Annotated in this window: 11 protein-coding genes and 1 pseudogene; 3 read left to right on the forward strand and 9 right to left on the reverse strand. The window is 59.6% G+C overall.

Features of this window, described 5'->3' with window-relative positions:
* Positions 1 to 42: 42 nt before the first annotated feature.
* Complete coding sequence (tkt, locus tag OX459_RS20335) at positions 43 to 2040, reverse strand: transketolase (protein ID WP_289906343.1); 1998 nt, start codon at positions 2038 to 2040, stop codon at positions 43 to 45.
* A gap of 188 nt (positions 2041 to 2228) precedes the next feature.
* Here tkt and OX459_RS20340 point away from each other — a divergent pair, with 188 nt between their 5' ends.
* Positions 2229 to 2954, forward strand: coding sequence for a 16S rRNA (uracil(1498)-N(3))-methyltransferase (locus OX459_RS20340; RefSeq protein WP_289906344.1), 726 nt, complete (start codon positions 2229 to 2231; stop codon positions 2952 to 2954).
* Positions 2955 to 3087: 133 nt separating this feature from the next.
* On the opposite strand, the gene OX459_RS20345 is transcribed toward OX459_RS20340, so the two are convergent.
* On the reverse strand, positions 3088 to 6144 hold the full coding sequence (locus OX459_RS20345) for a TonB-dependent receptor (protein ID WP_289906345.1): 3057 nt from the start codon (positions 6142 to 6144) through the stop codon (positions 3088 to 3090).
* 838 nt (positions 6145 to 6982) lie between these two features.
* Positions 6983 to 7372, reverse strand: a complete 390-nt coding sequence (locus tag OX459_RS20350) for a hypothetical protein (RefSeq protein ID WP_289906346.1) — start codon at positions 7370 to 7372, stop codon at positions 6983 to 6985.
* Positions 7373 to 7645: 273 nt separating this feature from the next.
* Here OX459_RS20350 and OX459_RS20355 point away from each other — a divergent pair.
* Positions 7646 to 7829: pseudogene (locus tag OX459_RS20355) on the forward strand (IS1595 family transposase); the annotation flags it as partial.
* A gap of 133 nt (positions 7830 to 7962) precedes the next feature.
* Here the strand turns inward: OX459_RS20355 and OX459_RS20360 are convergent.
* Positions 7963 to 10830, reverse strand: coding sequence for a TonB-dependent receptor (locus OX459_RS20360; protein WP_289906347.1), 2868 nt, complete (start codon positions 10828 to 10830; stop codon positions 7963 to 7965).
* Between the two features lie 800 nt (positions 10831 to 11630).
* On the opposite strand from OX459_RS20360, the gene OX459_RS20365 reads away from it, so the two are divergent.
* Entirely contained in the window at positions 11631 to 13262 is a 1632-nt protein-coding gene (locus OX459_RS20365; RefSeq protein ID WP_289899852.1) for an NAD(P)/FAD-dependent oxidoreductase, read from the forward strand.
* Positions 13263 to 13341: 79 nt separating this feature from the next.
* On the opposite strand, the gene OX459_RS20370 is transcribed toward OX459_RS20365, so the two are convergent.
* The 5 genes from OX459_RS20370 to glnL all read right to left on the reverse strand — a co-directional run bounded on the left by OX459_RS20370 (position 13342) and on the right by glnL (position 21702).
* Positions 13342 to 16158 carry a TonB-dependent receptor gene (locus OX459_RS20370; RefSeq protein WP_289906348.1) on the reverse strand — a complete coding sequence of 939 codons (2817 nt, stop codon included), beginning with the start codon at positions 16156 to 16158 and terminating at the stop codon, positions 13342 to 13344.
* 303 nt (positions 16159 to 16461) lie between these two features.
* Entirely contained in the window at positions 16462 to 17835 is a 1374-nt protein-coding gene (locus OX459_RS20375; RefSeq protein ID WP_099665309.1) for a GAF domain-containing sensor histidine kinase, read from the reverse strand.
* A gap of 134 nt (positions 17836 to 17969) precedes the next feature.
* Positions 17970 to 18935, reverse strand: coding sequence for a magnesium/cobalt transporter CorA (corA, locus tag OX459_RS20380; RefSeq protein ID WP_034760218.1), 966 nt, complete (start codon positions 18933 to 18935; stop codon positions 17970 to 17972).
* Between the two features lie 139 nt (positions 18936 to 19074).
* On the reverse strand, positions 19075 to 20565 hold the full coding sequence (ntrC, locus tag OX459_RS20385; RefSeq protein WP_289906349.1) for a nitrogen regulation protein NR(I): 1491 nt from the start codon (positions 20563 to 20565) through the stop codon (positions 19075 to 19077).
* Positions 20566 to 20613: 48 nt separating this feature from the next.
* On the reverse strand, positions 20614 to 21702 hold the full coding sequence (gene glnL, locus OX459_RS20390) for a nitrogen regulation protein NR(II) (protein ID WP_099665311.1): 1089 nt from the start codon (positions 21700 to 21702) through the stop codon (positions 20614 to 20616).

Genomic DNA, 21702 nt, shown 5'->3' on the forward strand with positions numbered 1-21702 from the left:
CACCCCGGCCAGCACATGACCAGGGTCTGCTCAAAATCAATATTAGCCAGCGATAACGGCTTTAACCTTGGCTACGACATTCTCGACCGTGAAGCCGAAGTGCTTGAACAGCACACCGGCCGGAGCCGATTCGCCAAACGTGTCGATACCGACCACGGCGCCTTCCAGGCCCACGTATTTGTACCAGAAGCTGGTCACGCCCGCTTCGATGGCCACGCGCGGCACGCCTTTCGTCAGCACGCTGGCCTTGTAGGCGGCGTCCTGGCGGTCGTACACGTCGGTCGACGGCATCGACACCACGCGCACGGCGATGCCTTCGGCAGCCAGCGCGCTGGCGGCGGCGACGGCCAGTTCCACTTCGGAACCGGTGGCGATCAGGATCGCCTTGGCATCGGCCACGTCGTTCAGCACATAGCCGCCGCGGTAGATGTTCTCGATCTGTTCGGCGCTACGTTCCTGGTATGGCAGGTTCTGGCGCGAGAAGATCAGGGTCGACGGGCCATCCTTGCGGCGCACGGCGGCGCCCCAGGCAGCAGCCGACTCGACGGTGTCGCACGGACGCCAGTTGTCCAGGTTCGGGATCAAACGCATCGACGAGACGTGCTCGACCGATTGGTGCGTCGGGCCGTCTTCGCCCAGGCCGATCGAATCGTGGGTGAACACGAAGATCGAACGCAGTTTCATCAGGGCAGCCATGCGCAGCGCATTGCGGCTGTAGTCGGAGAACGTCAAGAACGTGGCGCCGAACGGAATGTAGCCGCCGTGCAAGGTAATGCCGTTCATGATGGCGCTCATGCCGAATTCGCGCACGCCGTAGTTGATGTGGTTGCCAGGCTGGCCCGAACGCACGGCCACGCACTCTTTCCAGTTGGTCAGGTTCGAACCGGTCAGGTCGGCCGAGCCGCCCAGGAATTCCGGCAGGGACGACGCCAGTGCCTGGATGGCGTTCTGGCTGGCCTTGCGGGTGGCGATGTTTTCTTTCTTCTCGACGCAGGAAGCGATGGCGGCCGACAGCGCCGTTTCAAACGCGGCGGGCAAGTCGCCCTGCATGCGGCGGCTCAGTTCAGCGGCTTGCTGCGGGAATTCGCGGCCATAAGCGACGAAACGCTCGTTCCAGTCCGCTTCCAGCAGGGCGCCTTGCTTTTTGGCATCCCAGGCTGCGTACACGTCGGCCGGCATCTCGAACGGGGCGGCATCCCAGCCGATGTATTCGCGCACGGCGGCGATTTCCTTGTCGCCCAGCGCGGCGCCGTGGACCTTGTCGCCGCCTTGCAGGTTCGGCGAACCCTTGCCGATGATGGTCTTGCAGCAGATCAAGGTTGGCTTGCTGGCCTTCTTGGCGGCGGCGATGGCGGCAGCCACGGCGGCAACATCGTGGCCGTCGACGGCGCGGATGACGTTCCAGCCGTACGCTTCGAAGCGGGCCGGGGTATCGTCCGTGAACCAGCCTTCGACTTTGCCGTCGATGGAAATGCCGTTGTCATCGTACAGGGCGATCAGTTTGTTCAAGCCCAGGGTACCTGCCAGCGCGCACACTTCGTGCGAAATACCTTCCATCAGGCAACCATCGCCCACGAACGCGTAGGTGTAGTGGTTGACGATATCGTAGCCAGGCTTGTTGAATTCAGCGGCCAGCAATTGCTCCGACAGGGCCATGCCGACGGCGTTGGCGATGCCCTGGCCCAGCGGGCCGGTGGTCGTTTCCACGCCTGGCGTGACATCGACTTCCGGGTGGCCCGGGGTTTTCGAATGCATCTGGCGGAAGGCCTTGATGTCATCCATCGACAGGTCGTAACCGGTCAGGTGCAGCAGCGCGTAGTGCAGCATCGAGCCGTGGCCGTTCGACAACAGGAAACGGTCGCGGTTCTGCCATTTTGGATTCGCGGGATTGTGGCGATAGTGACCGCTCCACAGGGCAACTGCAATCTCGGCCATGCCCATCGGCATGCCTGGATGGCCGGAGTTGGCCTTTTGTACAGCGTCCATTGCCAGTGCGCGGATCGCATTGGCCATTTTGGTAGTCGGGAGCGTAGTTGTCATGATGGTATGGGTCAGTCGCGAGTTTGGAATTCGTTTGCAACAGCACGGACAGGGAAGCCGGCTGCTTTCTGTGGTCAAGTATTTTACCAGACTGGGGGGCCGCAAATTAGAATTGCGGCGTACTGGCCCGCCAAATGGCTATACTTTGACGTCTTTCCACCCCATTCATACCCCCGTTGAGGATTTGCATGCCGCGTTTTTTCTGTCCCCAGCCGCTCGTTGCCGGCACCACCATCGCCCTGCCGGAGGCTGTCGCCCACCATATCCAGGTCGTGCGCCTGGCGCCGGGCGACGTGATCACCCTGTTCAATGGCGAAGGGGGCGAAGTGCAAGCGAGCCTGGTAACGGTCGCCAAGCGCAGCGTGACGGCTGAAATCCAGACGCACGTGGCGCGCGAAGCGGAGCTGCCGTATGCCGTGACCCTGGCACAGGCCTTGCCGGAAGCGTCCAAAATGGACTGGATCATCGAAAAAGCCATCGAACTGGGCGCGGCGGGCATCGTGCCGCTGTCGGCGCAGCGTTGCGTCGTGCGCTTGTCCGCCGAGCGGGCCGAGAAAAAACTTGCACATTGGCAAGGCATTATCGTTTCCGCTTCGGAACAATGCGGGCGCAACCGCCTGGCGCAGCTGGCGCCATTGCAGGATTTCAATCACTGGAGCCGCCAGCAAGATTTGCATAAACGCATCATTTTGACGCCGCGCGCGGAGCAGTCGCTGGCCGACTGGGCCCGCCACCAGCCGCCGCAGGCGATCACCGTGATGGTGGGCCCGGAAGGCGGCTTTTCGGAAGCGGAAGAAAAGGCCGCGCTGGCCGCCGGCGCCATCGGCCTGGCCATGGGCCCGCGCATCCTGCGCACGGAAACGGCGGGCCTGACGGCGCTGGCCACGCTGAGCGCCTTGTGGGGCGGGATGTAACCCTTCCCCCCAAATGACAACACCCCGCAAGTGTCGCCACTTGCGGGGTGTTTTCTTTCCAGCAAACCACTGCGTGGTGCGCTAGCCGGACAGCCGAGCCAACCGAAAGGTCAACTCAAGCTGTCAGCTTGCATCAGAACTTGTGGTTGTACTCGACCGACAGTTTGACCGTACGTGGTGCTTGCAAGGTGCGGTATTCGTCGTAGTTGGCCAGGATCCCTTCGCCGCTGCCGTCATCGTAGGTTTCTTGACGAGCCGTTGCCGTTTGCGAGTTGGTGACGTTGAACACGTCGATCTTGAACTCGACACCTTTCAGTATCGCCGGCTTGTAGGCCACGTTCATGTCCAGACGCTTCTCGTATGGCATACGACCCAGGCTGCCACGTGGGGTCGGCTTGCCGCCGCAGAAGTAGTACTCTGCGCCGTAACCAGGACCACCGTATGGATTGTCTTCGCCTGCATCGGCAACCGGGTTGGTGCCCAAGCAAGTTTTCGGACGACCCGATTGGATCAACAGATTGGCGCCAACCGACCACTCGTTAGTGAACTCGTAGTAGCCGAATGCTTTCAACTGATGACGACGATCGTTAGGCAGCAAGCCCATCGAATCCGGAGTGAACTCAGGGAAGTCCCAACCAGCCGAGGTACCAACGTCGGTTTGACCGGTATCGGAACGGGTTTGACCTTCCATGTTGCCGTAGCTACGCGACCATGTGTAGTTGATCTTGCCATACCAGCCATTGCGGAATGGATGTTCGGCAAACAGATCCAGAGCAGCGTACGTACGTTTCACTTTCGGGAAACCCAGCTCTTCCTTGGACAGGTGCACATAGCGGCCGCTGCCATCGGAACCGTTCAGCCATACCGTTGCATCTTCGCCTGGATTGAAGATGAAGCAAGGAATATCCGAAGCTTCAACAGGAATGCCGTTTTTGGCGGCATAGGCGCGCAGCGGACGGGTATCGCAGCTATCATCGATACCGGCGCCCAGTTTGCGGTAGGTTGCCTTGGCACCAAAGTTCAGGCTAGGGTTGTAGGCTTTTTCAAAGCCCAGGGTGATTTCATCCTGGTAGTTAGGCTTGAGATCTTTGACAACGACGCTACGCACGTCCTTGCGTTGGCCGTATTCATTATCAGGCGATACCGGGGTATTGATGGCAACCAGGCCCGTAGGCTGGCCCAGAGCATCGATACCAGTATAGGTGAAATCCTGCGTAATCAAGGTCGAACGGCTGGCGGCACGTGCAGCTACCTGGGTAGGCAATTGCAGGTGATAACGACCGGCGCTACCAAACACCTTCATCGATGCGTCGCCAAAGACGTCCCACGATGCGGCCAGACGCGGGGCGATCTGGTTTTTCACATCGATGAACTTCTCGCCATCGCCGTTTTTGTTGGTGTATTGCTCATTACGCAAACCAGCCGTAATCAGCAGGTTCTTGGTAACTTGATAGCGGTCCTCGATGTACTGCGCCGATTGGGTTGCCGAAGCATCCGTCACGCTGGAGAAGTCCGACAAGCGCACGTAGTAACCGCGCGTGCCATAACCACCGAAATCGCCGACTACAGCAGGACGACCACCCGACAGGTTGACCGGCTTGTTGGCATTGGCCTGGCCGACCGTACGATAGCTCCACGAACCGCCACCAGCACGGAACTGGCCAGCGTTCACGGAATCGATTTCATTGTGATCGACACCGACGCGCAGGGTATGGCTACCCAGCTTGTATTCCAAGTCGGCACGGAAGGATTTCACTTCATCGCTACCCGGCTTGGTGATATTGCCTGTCGCACCCGAATATTTTTGGTAGTCGCGGTACAGATTTTTCGCGTCAAGTTCAGGCACGCGGCCAGCCACGGTGGAAGTAACCGAACGCAAGATGCCGTTCACGTCATAGTCTTCGTACGTGGTGCTGCGTGGCGCCTTGGAGACGCCATACAAGGTCGTGAAGACCAGGTCATCGGTGAATTGGCCCGTGTACTTCAGCGCATTCGATTCGGCACCGTTACCGCCGCCATTCTTGTCGTTCTGCTCCGAATACTTGACGCCATTCGACTTGTACGTATCGGTGTTCAAACCATACGCACGCTGGCGGTCTTTGGTGGTATCGCCGATCGACGTCCATTCCAGACGATGATTATCGGAGATATTCCAGTCGAATTTGGCCAGGTAGCGGGTTTGCTCGACGCGGCGGTCGGCCCAGCCGTCACGCCCCAGAGTGGTGCTGGCGGTGCTGTTGGCGATACCGGTCTTGGTAGCAGTTTGATCCACGGCGACAAACATGAACAGTTTGTCTTCTACGATCGGACCACCCACGTATGCGCCATAGTAGTTCTGCGTGCTCTGGCTGGTATCACGGCGGAAATGCAGCTTGCCATCCGTATTCGGGTTCACACCCGTGTTTGGATAGTAAATATTCTTGGCATCCGAACGCATCGAGTTTGGCGTAATGGCAGCCGTTGCGCCAAATTCCCAATTATTGGTACCGCTCTTGGTCGTGACGTTGAGCACGCCACCGATGGAGCGGCCAAATTCCGCGCCAAAACCGCCGGTCAACACCTGGGCTTGAGCGATGGCGCCAAACGGCAGTTCCGACGAACCGAGCTGAGTCAGCGGGTTGGTGACTGGGAAACCGTTGACATAGAACGCATTTTCCGATGCGCCGCCGCCGCCGATACTCGTGCCGCCATAAGCGGAATCAGCGCGCGTGGTGTTCGGCGCCAGCAAAATGATCGAACTCAAGTTCGTAGCAACTGGCAACTTATCCAGTTCCTTCGCCGTAAAGATCGCGCCATTATTGGTATTCGAGACATCGATACGGTTACGGCGGCCGGTCACTTGCACGGCTTGCACTTTGGAACCGAAGGATGCATCCACACCCTGGCCGATCACGACATCCGTTTCCTTCGTTTCAACAACTTTGCCATCGCGAATCAGTTCAACTTTGTAGTGACCGATAGGCAACGCCGTGACCGTGTAGCGGCCGCTAGCCTCTACCGTCACGGTACGCTTCAACCCGGTGTCCAGATTTTGCAGCGACACGGTCGTGCCCGCAGGCGTGTCAACCGTACCGTAAATCGTACCGGATGCGTTCGACTGTGCCATGACAGGCGCAACGACCATCGTGGACATGGCACCTGCACTGAACGCCAGTGCAAGCGCGCGTACTAAAACAGTTTTTCTCAACATGTGGTTTCCTAATTATTAGATTAAGCGTCTCTGGTAGAGCTGCTTGGTAAATTTAAGCACTAAATCATGTTTAATACGTTTTTATTTCCGGTTTTAGTTTTTGATGATTTGACACTCCCCCACCACTGATAGGGCAGGCCTCAGACAAAACAGGAAGAACCTGCTTGTCTAAGCGATACATAAAACCATAGGCAATTGTTCACTGTCAATACAGGGTAAAAATATGATGCAAACAAACAACAATTTAAATAAACGGGGAAATATTGAACAATCCAGCGAAAATGGTGCAGCAGCGCACCATTTTGATGCAGTGCAGAAAAAACAGAATAAGAATATGTGAAAAATGTACTTTGATAGCGTGCATTTCGGCGTGTACATTGCAGGTATGGCGGGGCACGGCGGGCGCATGTTGACGTGCGCGTAGCCCTTGAAACGGCATTTTTTCGCCTTTGCAAGGACTAAAATAATGTTGCGAATTAACAACATTTTGTGAAATTAAATTTCTGAAATATTGAGTTTTCAATTACATTACATAATTGAATTTGAAAAAATGTCCCTCGCTGAATGGATGTTTTAAAAAATCGCCATCATAGAAAATGACGTCGCAAAAAAAGTTTTATATTCATTATTAAAAACCGAATATCAGACACAAATACTCATCTCGGGAATTTCTCTAAAAAAGAATAAACGCAGTGACATAAAAAACAGTCAATCCGGAAAATAAAAAGAAAACCCGGAAATATGATTGAGGCAATTATCGGAAAACTCCGTACTGCTGCGGTACGTCAGTTATAGAGCAGCATCAGTGAGACGAATATATATCCTGCGACTCGCAATATCATGCCGTGCCATCGGGGCATGCTCGCGGAGATGACGGCATCGGCAGGCGCCTTCCGCCACACTTCGACACCCCTTCCTTGCGGCGCGGCAGCCTTGGCCACGCGGCAGAAGTCTCATCAATTCCTTCTTGTCCATTCAACTCAATAGAAAAATTGAGAAATTGCCTATACATCTCTATTTTCAATTTCTTATCGCCTCCATTAGATTGGCTAATAAGCAAGCGAACCACCGTGGATAAAATGGCATCCAATGAAAGATATTCAGCATACGAATGGGCGATATCTGAAAACTGGCAAGACAGCCTGACTTCGACCATTGGCGGGCAGTTCGGCCGGCCACATTGCCTGTGCGATCCAGCCTGCGAAACGACGGGCCAGCGCACCAGCATGGTGCACTGCAATAGGGCACAGGTGCCGCTCGAACCTGCGTCAGGCTAGCGGCAAATGGCGTGCCAATGCCGTGCCTGCGTACGCTTTCCCTGGCTCTGCGCTGGCTACGCACCCGGCAATTTTCAAGACGGAACAGCGTCTTGCATACCGGCAGCACCAGCGATCCTGGCCTGTGTCTGGCGGCAACAGCTGATATAGACCCTGTCTCCGGCAAGCAGGGGAATTCCAGAAGTCTTCCGCAGTCCCTGTTGCGTGCAGTACGCTCGCACCGTCCCGCCGGCCACTCGACACACCGGCCCCGGCATGCTCATGCACACGGCCTGCAGCGCTACCGTTCGCGCCCTGCAGGCTTACCTGGCATGCGCTCCCCGGCGCACTGCCGGCCCGCTTGCGCCACAAGACCTGTGGCTCGACTACGCACATTCCCTGCTGACATCGGATCTCGTGCGCCAGGCATATTGAAGGCAACCTTGGGCGCGTTCCCACACCCGAGGGTGACATCGAAAAAAAAGGGCGGGATGACTCTTCAGTCATCCCGCCCTTTCGAAGAACGGGGCGGCATCGCTGCCGCCTTGTTCACCTTGCTATATTAGAAGGTATATGCCAGACCCAGGCTCAGGAAGCGGCCAACAGCGCCTGCCTGGTGCAGCGATGCGTTGTACGTGGTTTGTACAGTGGCATTGCCGTAGGTGCTCAGGTCAAACGGTGGCTGACGGTCGAACAGGTTCAGGATCGAACCTTTCAATGTCAGGTTCGGGCTGACCTTGTACTGGATGTTCAGATTGGTCGTCGTGAACGATGGTACGTGGCAATACTGATCAGGCTGCGTAAGGTTCTGGTAGTAAGGACGGCTCGTGATGACAGCCGATGCTTTGGAGCAATCGGTAGCACCCACCGATGGGTCCAGTGCCGAGAAGCTGCTGGTGTAGTTCAGCGTGGCATTCACGTCCAGCGGACCACGGGTCCAGCCCAGGCTCAGCTGCGCACGGTCTTTCGGCGAACCGGTTGCACCGGAAACCACCGTCGGGCCCTGGGTACCGGCCAGCTGGTAAGTCACGCCAGCAACGGTTTGCTCGTAGCTGATGGTGTGAGCATAGCTCAGGTTGGCACGAATGACGCCGTTTTCAGACAGGTTCCAACGGTAGCCGATATCGGTTTCCACGCCGGAAGTCTTGGTCGAACCACCGTTGATGTAGGCCGATTCTGCGAACAGGATAGGACCAACCGATGGGGTACCTTGAGCAACGCCCGTACCTACGCCAGTAGCGATGTCGATCGGCACGGCTGCACCACGCACAAACGTCTCGCGGTAGGTAGGATCGTTGCCGGCGGCGGTCACGATCTGGTTACGCACTTCGATGTTGTAGTAGTCGATGGTCGCGTTCAAGCCCTTGAATGGCTGGAGCACGGCACCCAGGGTGTACGATTTCGATTTCTCTGGCGACAGATCCTTGTTTGGACGTTGTACGTACGTAGGCTGAATGTTGCAAGAGCTTGGTACGTTGCCAGCGGTGTATTGCTGGCCGTTGGCGCACAGGATCGGATCGTTGATACCGTGGTACAGGAAGAACGAACCCGAATTGCCGGTCTCTGCAGGGTTAGGCGAGCGGAAACCACGAGCGAAGGTACCGCGCAATGCGACTTCCTTGGTCGGCGTCCATTTCAGCGTTGCTGCCGGGGTGAACGAGTTGTTGTTATCGAAACTATCATAACGGCTCGACAGATTGAACTCGACATTTTTCACCGGAATCGCTGCCAGCTCGGCGAAGATTGCCTTGTTGGTCTCTTCACCAAACACGAAGGCCGACGTCGAACCAACCTGACCATTCAGGGTCAGTGGCGACGGTGGCGCATCCCAGGTACGTTTGTGCCAGTGGACGCCGACTGCCAGTTTCAGCGGGCCTGCACCCAGCTGCGGCATCACTTCACGCGAACCGACTGCATCGATGTAGTTCAGCTTCGATACCAGCGTGTTCGAGAAGCGTGGCGACACTTGGTCGATCAGCTGTTGCGAGTTACCGCCCAGTGCATTCCACGAACCGGAGCGCAGCAGGCTGTACAAGGCGGCACGGTCAACAAAACCACTGTAATCGACTTCTGCCTTGGACTTGGTCAAGCCGCCTGCCAATTGCAGGTCCCAACCCATCGCGGCACCAGTCAGATCGATCGCCAGACGGGTGGTGGTCGCGGTGTTGCTCTGTTGCGAGTTGCCGTCCAGGCCAGGAATGTAGCCATACAGGCGGGCATTGTTGGCGAACGGGTTGTTCACGTTGGCGCCGACAGCTGCGCCAGGAGCAAACGTGGTGCTAGGCATGGCGCCGAAACCCGGGATCAGCACGCCATTGTTATTGACGTTGGTACCGGCGAACGAGGTCGGCGAGTAGGCTGCTGGCAAGCCGCGATTGTTCAGGTTATCACGCTGGAAGATCGAAGCCTTGACCGACATTTCCCAGTCTTGCGGCAGCTTTTTGGTAAAGCCGACCAGCAAGTTCTTGTTTTCGGTTTCAGGCTGGATGAATGCATACTTGTCTTCCACCGCGCAGCCGCCGGCGCGGTAGGAAGTGTAATTACATTTCGGATCCAGGAAGACGAAGTTGGCCGCATTTTGCGCACCACCAGCACCCGAAGGGTTGTACAGGAATGGCGAATTGGCGGCGGTCAGGAAGCCGTTACGGGCGGTTGGCACACCGAAAGTCAGGTTTTGGCCACCACGTGGACGCCAGTCCAGCTGGTCCCAGGCGTACTGCTTGCGGTCGTCGACCTTGATCGCGCCCTGGCGACGCCATTCGGCGGTAGCGAAAACGTTGTAGCCATCGGTGTCGAGATCGCCGAAACCGGTGCTCAACGAAGCGCGGTTGGTCGTGCCGCCGCCATGTTCCGTGGTACCGCTGTCAGCCGAGAAGCGGGTGCCCGTGAAGTTTTTCTTCAGTTTGATGTTGACCACGCCAGCGACAGCATCCGAGCCGTACAGCGAGGAAGCACCGCTTTTCAGCACTTCGATGCTTTCGATGGCATCGAATGGGATGTTGGATACGTCAACGAAGGAGCGTTGCGAATCGTCACCGATCGCGTAAGGCGACATGCGGTGGCCGTCGATCAGCACCAGGGTCGAACCGACGGTCAGGCCGCGCAGCGAGACGCCCGATGCGCCGTTGGCGAATGCGCCAGAGAAGCCCGTACCAAGTGTGCCTGCACCGTTGGAGGCCAGATCCTGCAGCAGCTCGGCAACCGAGGTTTTGCCGCTGCGCTGGATTTCGGCTGCAGTGATTACCTGAACTGGTGCCGCGGTTTCGGAATCGGTACGGCTGATCAGCGAACCGGTCACCATGACGCGTTGCACAGGCTCGCTAGCAGCGGCTTGTTGAGCCATGGCTGGGGAAATGGCGGCAACGGAAATTGCGCCACTTGCAAAGACTTGCAAGATCGCAACTGGCATAGGTTTGATACGTAACTTCATGTAAAAAACTCCTTCTGGGCATGTCCCTGAATTTTTATAAGGAAACCCTTGGGTAAAGGTTTTCCCGGTAAATGTGTCAAAACGTTACAAATGTGACGCAGCCACTACATGGAACCATACGGCACAGAGCGGTGTCAATTTATTAGGCGACCGGTATAACTTTAAAACAACAGCTTAATTTCCATAATCTAGCCTTACGCCATAGCTTATTCGGAAATAGTGCGAAAACCGTCCAAATTAGTGCGCAGCCGCCCGTTTTTGGTGCAATGATATTTACATTGCAATGCAGCAAAAAAATGATGACGCATTTACAAAACACTGTTACAACTTTTCTCGAAATCACTCTTCTTAGCTGTCTTGACACCTGGAAAAAAAGGCTGCTTTCCCTGCTCGATGACAATTGTGCAAATGCAGCAAACAGAAGATTGGCAAAACCGGTTTGGAACCCCATCACGGCGCAGGCAGCGCTCGCGACGAACTGTTGTTTTTTCGCAGCAGCAACATGCTGTGCACTGCTGGAGTGCTCCTGCTGCCGGCGCCACGACAACATTTCCCGCACTCATCCATTCATCACCGCAGGCCTGTGCGTGCCGCCCGTCCCGGAACAAGGCTGGCAGTTACATTTGTATCGATGCAAATTTAACATTGTGGTTTTAAGAATCCGGCGTCCAGCGCCCTCCCGGCGGGGTCCACAGGCCATGCATTGCGTACAAGAAGGAGTAAAATGCCGCCTTGCGCCGCGCCATGCGGCTGCCCACTCTCCGCTAGATACGGAGCCCTGCACTTTTCGGATAGACACCATGTTGCGACTCAACGAAGTAAAACTCCCCCTCGAACACGACGAAGCGGCCCTGCCCGCCGCCATCCTGGCGCGCCTGGGCATCGCCGCGGCCGATTTGCTCGGCTTTACCGTCTTCAAACGCAGCTATGACGCGCGCAAGCGCAGCGCCGTGGTGTTGATTTACTCGCTGCATGTGGACGTCAAGAACGAAGCGGCCGTGCTGGCGCGCCTGCAGCACGATGTGCACCTGATGCCCGCGCCCGACACCGACTATAAATTTGTTGCCGGCGGCGAACAGCTGGCCGGACACAGCACTGAACCGCGTCCCATCGTCATCGGCACGGGCCCCTGCGGCCTGTTCGTGGCGCTGATCCTGGCGCAGATGGGCTTGCGCCCCCTCATCCTGGAACGGGGCAAGCAGGTGCGCGAACGCACGGTCGACACCTTCGGCTTCTGGCGCAAGCGCGAACTCAATCCCGAATCGAACGTGCAGTTCGGCGAAGGCGGCGCCGGCACCTTCTCGGACGGCAAGCTGTACAGCCAGATCAAGGACCCCAAGCACTACGGCCGCAAGGTCTTGACGGAATTCGTCAAGGCGGGCGCGCCCGAGGAAATCATGTATGTGAGCAAGCCGCACATCGGCACCTTCCGCCTGGTCAAGATGGTGGAAGAAATGCGCGCCAATATCGAGCGGCTGGGGGGCGAATACCGTTTCAGCAGCAAGGTGGTCGACCTCGACATCGTGCCAGGTGCCGACGGCGGCCAGGTGCGCGGCGTGGTGCTGGACAATGGCGAAACCATCGCCAGCAACCACGTCGTGCTGGCCATCGGCCACAGCGCGCGCGACACCTTTGAAATGCTGCACAAGCGCGGTGTGTACATCGAAGCGAAACCGTTCTCGATCGGCTTCCGCGTGGAACACCCGCAATCCCTGATCGACAGCTGCCGCTTCGGCCCCAGCGCCGGCCACCCGATCCTGGGCGCGGCCGACTACAAGCTCGTGCACCACGCCAGCAATGGCCGTTCCGTCTACAGCTTCTGCATGTGCCCGGGCGGCACGGTGGTGGCGGCCGCCTCGGAACCAGGCCGCCTGGTGACGAACGGCATGAGCCAGTATTCGCGCAACGAGCGCAACGCCAACAGCGCCATCGTGGTCGGCATCACGCCGGCCGACTATCCGGGCGACCCGCTGGCCGGCATCGCCCTGCAGCGCGAACTGGAAGAGCGCGCATTTGCCCTGGGTGGCGGCAACTACGATGCTCCAGGGCAATTGGTCGGCGACTTCGTCGCTGGCCGCGCCTCGACGGAATTTGGCAGCGTGGTGCCGTCGTACAAGCCGGCCGTGCACCTGACGGACCTGGCGCCCTCGCTGCCCGAATACGCGATCACGGCGCTGCGTGAAGCGTTTCCGGCGTTCAACAAGCAAATCAAGGGCTATTACAAGGCCGACGCCGTGCTGACGGGCGTGGAAACGCGCACCTCATCGCCGATCCGCATCAAGCGCCGCGACGACGACCTGCAAAGCCTGAACACGCGCGGCCTGTTCCCCGCCGGCGAAGGCGCCGGCTATGCGGGCGGCATCCTGTCGGCGGCCGTCGACGGCATCAAGGTGGCCGAAGCGGTGGCGTTGTCGATGGCGGCGCGCGGCTAGGCCACGCCGTCCCCACCCTGCGGCGGGACGAAAAAAAACCGGCACCATGTGCCGGTTTTTTTATACCTGTACCTGACGATTAGAACTTGTACGAGGCATTCAGGTAGCCGGTACGGCCGCGCGGATCGTAGTAGCGGTCGTCATAGCCGAATTGCTGGCCGCGGTTCGCGCCGGACGTCGATGGCACGAATGGCGGGCTCTTGTCGGTCAGGTTCAGCACGCCTGCGGTGAGAACCCAGCTCTTGCTGGGCGTCCACACCGTTTGCCAGTCGAGCGTCGAATAGAAGCCCACTTGCATGCGGATCTTTTCCTGGCCCGTCACGGCGCCGGAGGCGTCAAGCACATCGACCGACGTTTCCTGGTCCTTGTAGCCGGACAGGAAGTTAACCGTCAGCGAATTGGCCCAGTTGCCTGTTTTCAAAGTATTCGTCCACTGGCCGCGCGTGCGGAACGTCACCGTGCCCAGATCGGCGAAGTTGCCCAGCGCCGAATAATACTGGCCATTGCGTTCCTGCTGGATGTCTTCGCGCAGCATCTGCGTCGCGTTCAGCTGCGACGTAAACAGGCCGATGCCGGAGCGGTAACGGGCGCTGACATCGATATCGACACCGGTGGCAAACGATTTACCGAGGTTCTGGTTATCCGCCAGGAAGGCCAGGTAAGTCGTCCCCGTGCCCACGTCCTTGTTGACGCCCCAGGATTTCGGGAAGTTGGCCGGATTGGCGAACACCAGCTGCTCCGTCAACTGGCCGAAGGAATCGCGGATCTGCACATGCCACAGGTCGGCGCCCAGGGTGATGGCGCTGATCGGCTCGTAACGGAAACCGATGGTCGCCTGTTTCGATTTTTCAGGCTGCAAATCGCGGTTGCCGCCAGCCAGCTGGTCGTACTGGCGATTGCCTGGCTGACATTGTGCATTCAGACGCGTGGCGATGGCCTGCAGAGCCGGCGTACATGTGTACTTGTCGCTGGTGACGCCATAGCCGCGCTGCAGGGCGTTGACTTGCGGCACTGTCGGTGCATGGAAACCATTGCCGACCGAGCCGCGGATCAGCAAGGTGGGGGCCGGCGTCCACTTGAAGCTGGCCTTGGCCGTGGTGGCGCCGCCGAAGTCCGAGAATTCATCGAAACGCAAGGCTGCGCCCAGTTCCAGCTCCTTCAGCACAGGGGCGATGACTTCGCCAAAAATGCCTTTCGAGGTGCGGCTGGCGCTGTATGGCTGGCTGCTGGCGGCGTCGCCGAAACGCTGGTCGCATTCCAGTCCCGTCGTGCCGCCGCACAAGGTGCCTTTGACCGGATCGGCCAGGATGCCTTGCGCAAACGGACTCGGCTTGGCCGAGAATTCCTCGCGGTTGATGTTGGCGCCCACGCCCAGCATCATGGCGCCGCCCGGCAGGCGTCGTATTTCCGTCGAACCATTCAAATTGATGGTTTGCAGGCGCGACGTGCCGCCATCCCAATAGCCGGAGAACGCGGCCGCCTTGATGGCGTCCTGGGCGGCAGTGGACTGCTTGCCCGGGCCGACGAAGGGATCGAGCAAGCCGCTCGACGTGAGATTATTGACGGCGATGGCGCCGGGATAGCCGGAAATACTGCCTTTTACGCGGCTTTCCGAGAAGTTGTACGACGCATTGTAGTCCCAGCCGGCAGCAATGCCGCGCGTGCCGACCACCACACTGGCGAAGTCGGCCGTATCCTTCGAGGTACGCTGACCCATGTCGAACAGCCGGTAAAATGCCGTGCTGTCGCCTGTAATGCCAATGGGTAATAAATACTTGTCATGCAGGGGCGTGCCCGCATCGACGGCAATGGCGCCAGGCACGGGGGCGATACGCGAGGTTTGCTTGGTGCGCGACAACAGCACGTCCGCATACACTTCGTGGCCGGCGACCTTGAACGTGCCCGAGGCCATGAAGTTGTCGCGTTTGCGCTCCGGGTAGATCTCCAGGTCCTTGGTGAAGTCGTAGCCGCAATAGTCATCGACCAGGCCGCTGCCATCGTTATACGGCTCGATCACGCGGAAGGTCTTGTCGGGGCAGGAGCCGTTGGTCTTCTGGAATGGGCTGATCAATTGCCCCTGGTCGTCGGTGGCGTTGGCGGGAATCGGGCTGGCCGAGAATTGCTGCTTCTGATAGCGCTTGCCGTTGGCCGAGAATTGCACCTTGCCCGTGCTGGCGAACTTGCGGTCGACCGAAGCGAGCTTGTCGCGCTCATCGTGGCCAAAGGTCAGCACCACGTTGTAGCCATCGTCCTCCAGGTTGCCAAAGCCCTTGGTGGCGCTGATGCGTTTCTCACGTGCACCGTTTTTGGGCGCCGAATAGCCGATGGAGACGTCGCCTTCCGTCGTGTCGTGCTTGGTAATGAAGTTGACCACGCCGGCAATGGCGTCGGCGCCGTACAGCGCGGATGCGCCGTCGGTCAGCAACTCGACGCGCTGAATGGCCGAAATGGGAATCGAATTCAAGTCGAAACCGGCGGCGAAGCCAGTCAGCGTCTGGCCGCCGAACTGGGCCAGGCGCTTGCCGTTCAGCAAGACGAGCGTACGCGTCTCACCTACGTTATGCACGGAAATACCGGAGAAACCGAAAGTGCTGCCGCCAACCGAAGAGCTTTCGCTGGTGGCGCCCTGGGCGGAAGAGAGTTTCTTGACCAGGTCGGTGACCGAGGTGGCGCCCGAGGTGCGGATGGCTTCGGCGGTCAGGACGGTGACGGGCAAGGCGCCTTCGGCGGCGATGCGCTTGATCGACGAACCGGTGACTTCGACGCGCTGGATCTGCGTATCGGCCCCTTGTGCATCCTGCGCGATCGCCGGCTGTGACGCAACGGACAGCGCCGCTGCCACGCCACCGGCGCAAACGATGCGCACGGCATGAGATATGACGGTTTCTTTAAGCATGGTGAACCCTTTTTATTGTACGTTAGACAAGCAACGGATTTGCTATCCGCACTGCATTCGTTCACTTCAAGGCACTCTTTTCACCGCACATTCTTCAGGTCTCGGCCCAGCAAGGAACCCCACGACATTTGCGCGGAAACAGACACCAAATAACCGAAAGTTAACTCGGAAACTACATGGAATCACAATGCCAATCTTGGTGTCAACAGAACTCGGCACGTGTATGGCGCGCATACAACATTGTGAAAACAAGGGAGGATGGGGCACGCAGGCCACCTGAAAGTGGCGCAAACGCTGGCTTGCTCAGCTGGCCAGCGGCAGCCTGATCTGTATATGACAGCCGGGCGTGCTGTCGATGGCGCACACCTGGCCGCCCAGCTGCTGCACGATGGTGTAGACGATGTGCATGCCCAGGCCGGAGCCACCCTGGCCCCGCTTGGTGGTGAAGAACGGTTCGAACATATGTTCGCGCACGGCCGGCGCCAGGCCGATGCCGTCGTCGGAAAAATCGAGCAGCAGCCAGCGCGCAGCCGCGTCGGTGTCATCCTCCTCGATGCGCGCGCGTATCGTGATGCGCCCCGGTCCGCCCTGCGGATAGCCATGGCGGGCGCTGTTCATCAGCAGGTTCGAGAGGATTTGCGACAGCTTGCCGGCCGCCAGGCGCACCTGGCAATCGGGGGCGATATCGAGTTCCACGCCTAGCGCCGCCTTGCGCAATTCCGGACTGTGCGCCGACACCAGGCCGTGCACATAGTCGTGCAGCGCCAGGTCGGCCACGTATTCGCTGACCTGGTCCACGGCCAGTTGCTTGAAATTGCCGATCAGGTCGGCGGCGCGCGCCAGGTTGCGCTCGATCAAGGCGGCCGCCCCCTTGAGCGACTCGGCAATGTCGATCAGTTCTGCACGGCTGACCTTGGCGCCGCCCAGCAGCTGCACCAGCTGGTCGGCATAGCTGCCCATGCTCGACGCGGCCGTCAGCGCCACGCCGATGGGCGTGTTGACTTCATGCGAGACACCGGCCACCAGCGAGCCGAGGGCCGCCATCTGCTCTTGCTCGATCAGGTTGGCCTGCGCCGCCAGCAGCGATTCGGTGCGCACGCGCACGATTTCTTCCAGCTGCTGGGTGCGCTCCTGGTGCTGCAGCTCGGCCGCGCCGCGGGCCGAGAAGATCGACAGCAGCAGCAAGGCCAGCAAGCGCTTGTTTTCATCGATGGGACGCGTGTCGATGGCCGACAGGATGCCAAGGGTCTTGCCATCGGTGTCGATCAGCGGCATGCCGACATAGCTTTCCGCCTGCATGTCGACGAGGAGGGTATCGAATGGAAAGCGACGCTGGATATCGCTGCCATGAAAACACATGCTCTGGCACGTCACGTCCTGGCATGGCGTGTGCTGCAGGCTGTATTCGATATTCGGCTGGTAACCGTCGCCGCCCCACAGGGCGAGGGTGCGGATGCCTTCGCTGCCATCTTCCAGGCGCACCAGGCGTCCGGCGATCACATAATGCACGTCGAGCGCTTCGGCCAGGTCCTTGACGAGGATGCGCAGGAAGTCGTCGCCCCGGGCGTGCGCCGTCGAGGCGGTAATCGAGCGCAGGGCCGCTTCCGCCAGGGTGCGCCGCTGCTCGGCATCGAACAGGGGTTCTTGCGAATTCACATCAAACAACGGAATACTCATGAATGCTCCTGCACGGCACCGGAAGCGCAGGCACACCTGCCGGCGCGGCGACTCTCAGCCATGGCCCGCCCCAGCGGACCTGCCGCGATTGTACCCCTGGCTATTGCTTAATAATACAGATATACAGGAATTTTTTACAGCCAGCCGGAACGCTTGAACAAGTAATACATATAACCGCAGACACAGCTCATCACTGCCACGGCGGCCGGATAGCCATAATGCCAGTCCAGCTCCGGCATGAACTTGAAGTTCATGCCCCAGATGCCGGCAAACGCCGTAAACACGGCGAAGATGGCCGCCCAGGCCGCCAACTGCTTGTTCACTTCGCTCTCGTCGATGGCCACCATCGACAGATTCACCTGGATCGCCGTGCTGATGGTGTCGCGGATGGTGTCGAGCGTGCCATTGATGCGCGCCAGGTGATCGTGCACGTCGCGGAAATACTCCTGGGTATCGTGGCACAGGGGCGGCACGCGCCCGCCGTGCAGCTTGCCCACCGCTTCCATCAGGGGCGCCACCACGTGGCGCAAGACCATGACCTTGCGCTTCAATTGATACAGCCGTTCGATATTGTCGCGCTCGGTGCCACGGTCGAAGATGCGGTCTTCGATCAGTTCCAGCTCCGATTCCAGCGCGTCGAGGACGGGAAAATAGCGGTCGACGACGGCGTCCATCAGCGCGTACAGCACGAAGGCCGAGCCCTGGCGCAGCAGATGCGGTTCGCGCTCGGCACGCGCGCGCACGCCCAGGAAACCTTGCGAGCTGTTGCTGCGCGACGAGAGCACGTAATTGGCGCCAACGAAAATGTCGACTTCGCCCAGCACCAGTTCATTCTCGACCATTTCCACGGTTTTCACCACGGCAAACAGGGAATCGCCATATTCCTCGATCTTCGGGCGCTGGTGGCCCCGCTGCGCGTCTTCCACCGCCAGTTCGTGCAGGCAAAACTCGTGCTGCATCTGTTTCAGCTCGTCCGGCGTGGCGTCGAGCAGGGCGACCCAGACGAAACAATCGGGGCGCTCGACGTAATCGCTGATGTCGTCGATCGGCAAGTCGGCCAGTTTTTTGCCATCCTGGTAGGCCACGCAGTTTATGAGCATGCTATTCCACAGTTCAAGTTAACACCGGACGAAACAGTCCGGCAGGCGCCAGCTTACCTTATCGCCTGCACTGCGTGTTGTGGCGTGCGAGGGACGCCGCGTGGAAAAGCGGACGGGGGAGTCCCCGTCCGTTCATGCGTCAATCGTCCTTGGCACCGTCGATGCCCAGTTCGGAGATCTTGCGCGTGATGGTATTGCGGCCGATGCCCAGGCGCACGGCAGCGTCGTTCTTGCGCCCGTGCGTATGCTTGAGCGCCGTCTTGATCAGGGCCGACTCGAACTGGCGTCCCAGCACGGCCATGACTTCCTGCTGCCCCGCGCCCAGCATGCCGGCCGCCTGCAATTCCAGTAAACCAATCCAGCCCGGCGGCGCGCCGTTGGCGGGCGCGGCCGCCTCGAAGACCTGGCCGCCATGCACATGGGCAACGACCGCCGGCGCAGGCTCGCCCGCCGCCGCAGTGGCGGCACCGTCGCCCTGCCCCTGCGTCAATTCCAGCGGCAAGTCCTTGATTTCCACCGTCTGGCCCGGCGCCATCACGGTGATCCAGTTGCACAGGTTTTCCAGCTGGCGCACATTGCCGGGCAAATCGAGGCTGCTGAGGAACTGCATCGTCGGCTCGCTCATGCGTTTGGCTTCCACGCCCAGCTGGCGTGCGCTTTGCACCAGGAAGTGGCGCACCAGGATGGGGATATCTTCGCGCCGCTCCCGCAAACTGGGCAGGCGCAAACGGATCACGTTCAGGCGGTGATACAAGTCTTCGCGGAACAGGCCGTCGCGCACGCGCTGCTCAAGGTTCTGGTGCGTGGCCGTAATGACACGCACGTTCGCCTTCATGGGCTGATGGCCGCCGACGCGGTAGAAATGGCCGTCGGACAACACGCGCAGCAAGCGCGTCTGCAGGTCGAACGGCATGTCGCCGATCTCGTCGAGGAACAGGGTGCCGTTCTCCGCTTGCTCGAAGCGGCCCCGGCGCGTCGTCTGGGCGCCCGTAAACGCCCCCCGTTCATGGCCGAACAGTTCCGATTCCAGCAAATCCTTCGGGATCGCCGCCGTGTTGAGGGCAATGAAAGGCTGCGCTGCGCGCGGGCTGTGCTTGTGCAGCGCGCGCGCCACGAGTTCCTTGCCGGAACCGGATTCGCCCGTGATGAGCACCGTCACGTTCGATTGCGACAGGCGGCCGATGGCGCGGAAGACTTCCTGCATGGCTGGCGCCTGGCCGAGGATTTCCGGCGTTTCCGACGGCCCCGACTCGACGCTCGTCTCGCGCAGGCTTTCTTCCAGCGCGCGGCGGATCAGCTCGACAGCCTTGTCGATGTCGAAGGGCTTGGCCAGGTATTCGAAGGCGCCGCCCTGGAAGGCTGCGACGGCCGAATCGAGGTCGGAAAAGGCCGTGATGATGATGACAGGCAAGCCAGGAAAGCGCGACTTGACCGTCTGCAACAATTCCAGGCCGGAAGCGCCCGGCATGCGGATATCGGACACGAGCACTTGCGGCGTGTCAAATTCCAGTGCGGCGATGGCGTCGCGCGCATTGGCAAAACTCTTGGTGGCGAGATTTTCCCGCGCCAGGGCTTTTTCCAGCACCCAGCGGATTGATTCGTCGTCGTCAACTATCCAGATTGGCTTCATTAGTGTGTGCGTCCCGCAATGGATTTCATGGGTGGGATACCTCCTCGCTTATGGCAAGGGTAGAACGATCCTGAAATCGGTGTATCCAGGCCGGCTTTCGCACTCGATCACGCCCAGGTGCTGTTGCACGAAGGTTTGCGCCAAGGTCAGTCCCAGCCCGCTGCCGCCTTCCCTGCCCGACACCAGCGGGTAGAAAATCCGGTCGCGGATCTGGGGTGCGATGCCCGGTCCATTGTCAATGATATGCAAGTCTAATGCCAGGCCGTAACGGACCTTGGCCAGGGTCACCTGGCGCGCTACGCGCGTCTTGAAAATCAGCTCCGCATCGCCCGCCTCGATGCGCTCGGCCAGGGCCTGCGCCGCGTTATGCGCGATATTGAGCACGGTCTGTATCAATTGTTCCTTGTCGCCGCGAAACTCGGGGATCGAGGCGTCGTAATCGCGCGCAATGGTCAGGCCGCTGGGGAATTCGGCCAGGATCAGGCTGCGGACCCGTTCGCACACTTCGTGGATATTCACGTCGCCCACGATATGCGGACGGCGGTGCGGCGCCAGCAGGCGGTCGACCAGGGTTTGCAGGCGGTCCGCTTCCTTGATGATGACTTGCGTGTATTCGCGCAGTTCGCTCAGGTGCAGGGCCGGCAATTCCAGTTCCAGCAGCTGGGCCGCGCCGCGGATGCCGCCCAGCGGGTTCTTGATTTCATGCGCCAGATTGCGGATCAGCTCCTTGTTGACCTGGCTCTGGTCGAGGATGCGCTCCTCGCGGTCGAGCTTTAACTGCTGCACGTTCTCGCGCAGCTCGATCAGCACGCCGTCGCTCGGCGCGTCGAGCGCGCTGACGATGCTGTGCACGCGCAGCGGCTCGCGCCCCAGGCGCTCCAGGCTCAGGTCCTGGCGCAAGTCGGAAAACTTGTGTTCGAGCGCCTGCGCGCAAATGCCGGCCAGCTCCTCGGGGTTGAGGAACAGCGCCGTCAGCTTTTGCCGCGACAGGGCCTTCAAGGAGCTTTCCAGCAGGTTTTCCGCCGCCGCGTTGGCGTAGCTGATGCGGCCGTCGCCATCGAGCAGGATCACGGCCGAGGCCAGCAAATCGAGGCCGGCCAGGTGGGCGGGACGGCTGGAATGGTTGTCTAGTGTCAT

Source organism: Janthinobacterium sp. SUN026 (assembly GCF_030397625.1).
In the GTDB taxonomy this organism is placed as follows: domain Bacteria; phylum Pseudomonadota; class Gammaproteobacteria; order Burkholderiales; family Burkholderiaceae_D; genus Janthinobacterium; species Janthinobacterium kumbetense.

Bases quoted from the DNA above. Each gene is read 5' to 3' on its own strand.
- OX459_RS20350 (WP_289906346.1), bottom strand. From the start codon at position 7,372: ATGCTGGTGCGCTGGCCCGTCGTTTCGCAGGCTGGATCGCACAGGCAA.
- OX459_RS20375 (WP_099665309.1), bottom strand. From the start codon at position 17,835: ATGAGTATTCCGTTGTTTGATGTGAATTCGCAAGAACCCCTGTTCGAT.
- OX459_RS20340 (WP_289906344.1), top strand. From the start codon at position 2,229: ATGCCGCGTTTTTTCTGTCCCCAGCCGCTCGTTGCCGGCACCACCATC.
- glnL (WP_099665311.1), bottom strand. From the start codon at position 21,702: ATGACACTAGACAACCATTCCAGCCGTCCCGCCCACCTGGCCGGCCTC.
- OX459_RS20360 (WP_289906347.1), bottom strand. From the start codon at position 10,830: ATGAAGTTACGTATCAAACCTATGCCAGTTGCGATCTTGCAAGTCTTT.
- OX459_RS20345 (WP_289906345.1), bottom strand. From the start codon at position 6,144: ATGTTGAGAAAAACTGTTTTAGTACGCGCGCTTGCACTGGCGTTCAGT.
- OX459_RS20365 (WP_289899852.1), top strand. From the start codon at position 11,631: ATGTTGCGACTCAACGAAGTAAAACTCCCCCTCGAACACGACGAAGCG.
- ntrC (WP_289906349.1), bottom strand. From the start codon at position 20,565: ATGAAGCCAATCTGGATAGTTGACGACGACGAATCAATCCGCTGGGTG.
- tkt (WP_289906343.1), bottom strand. From the start codon at position 2,040: ATGACAACTACGCTCCCGACTACCAAAATGGCCAATGCGATCCGCGCA.
- corA (WP_034760218.1), bottom strand. From the start codon at position 18,935: ATGCTCATAAACTGCGTGGCCTACCAGGATGGCAAAAAACTGGCCGAC.
- OX459_RS20370 (WP_289906348.1), bottom strand. From the start codon at position 16,158: ATGCTTAAAGAAACCGTCATATCTCATGCCGTGCGCATCGTTTGCGCC.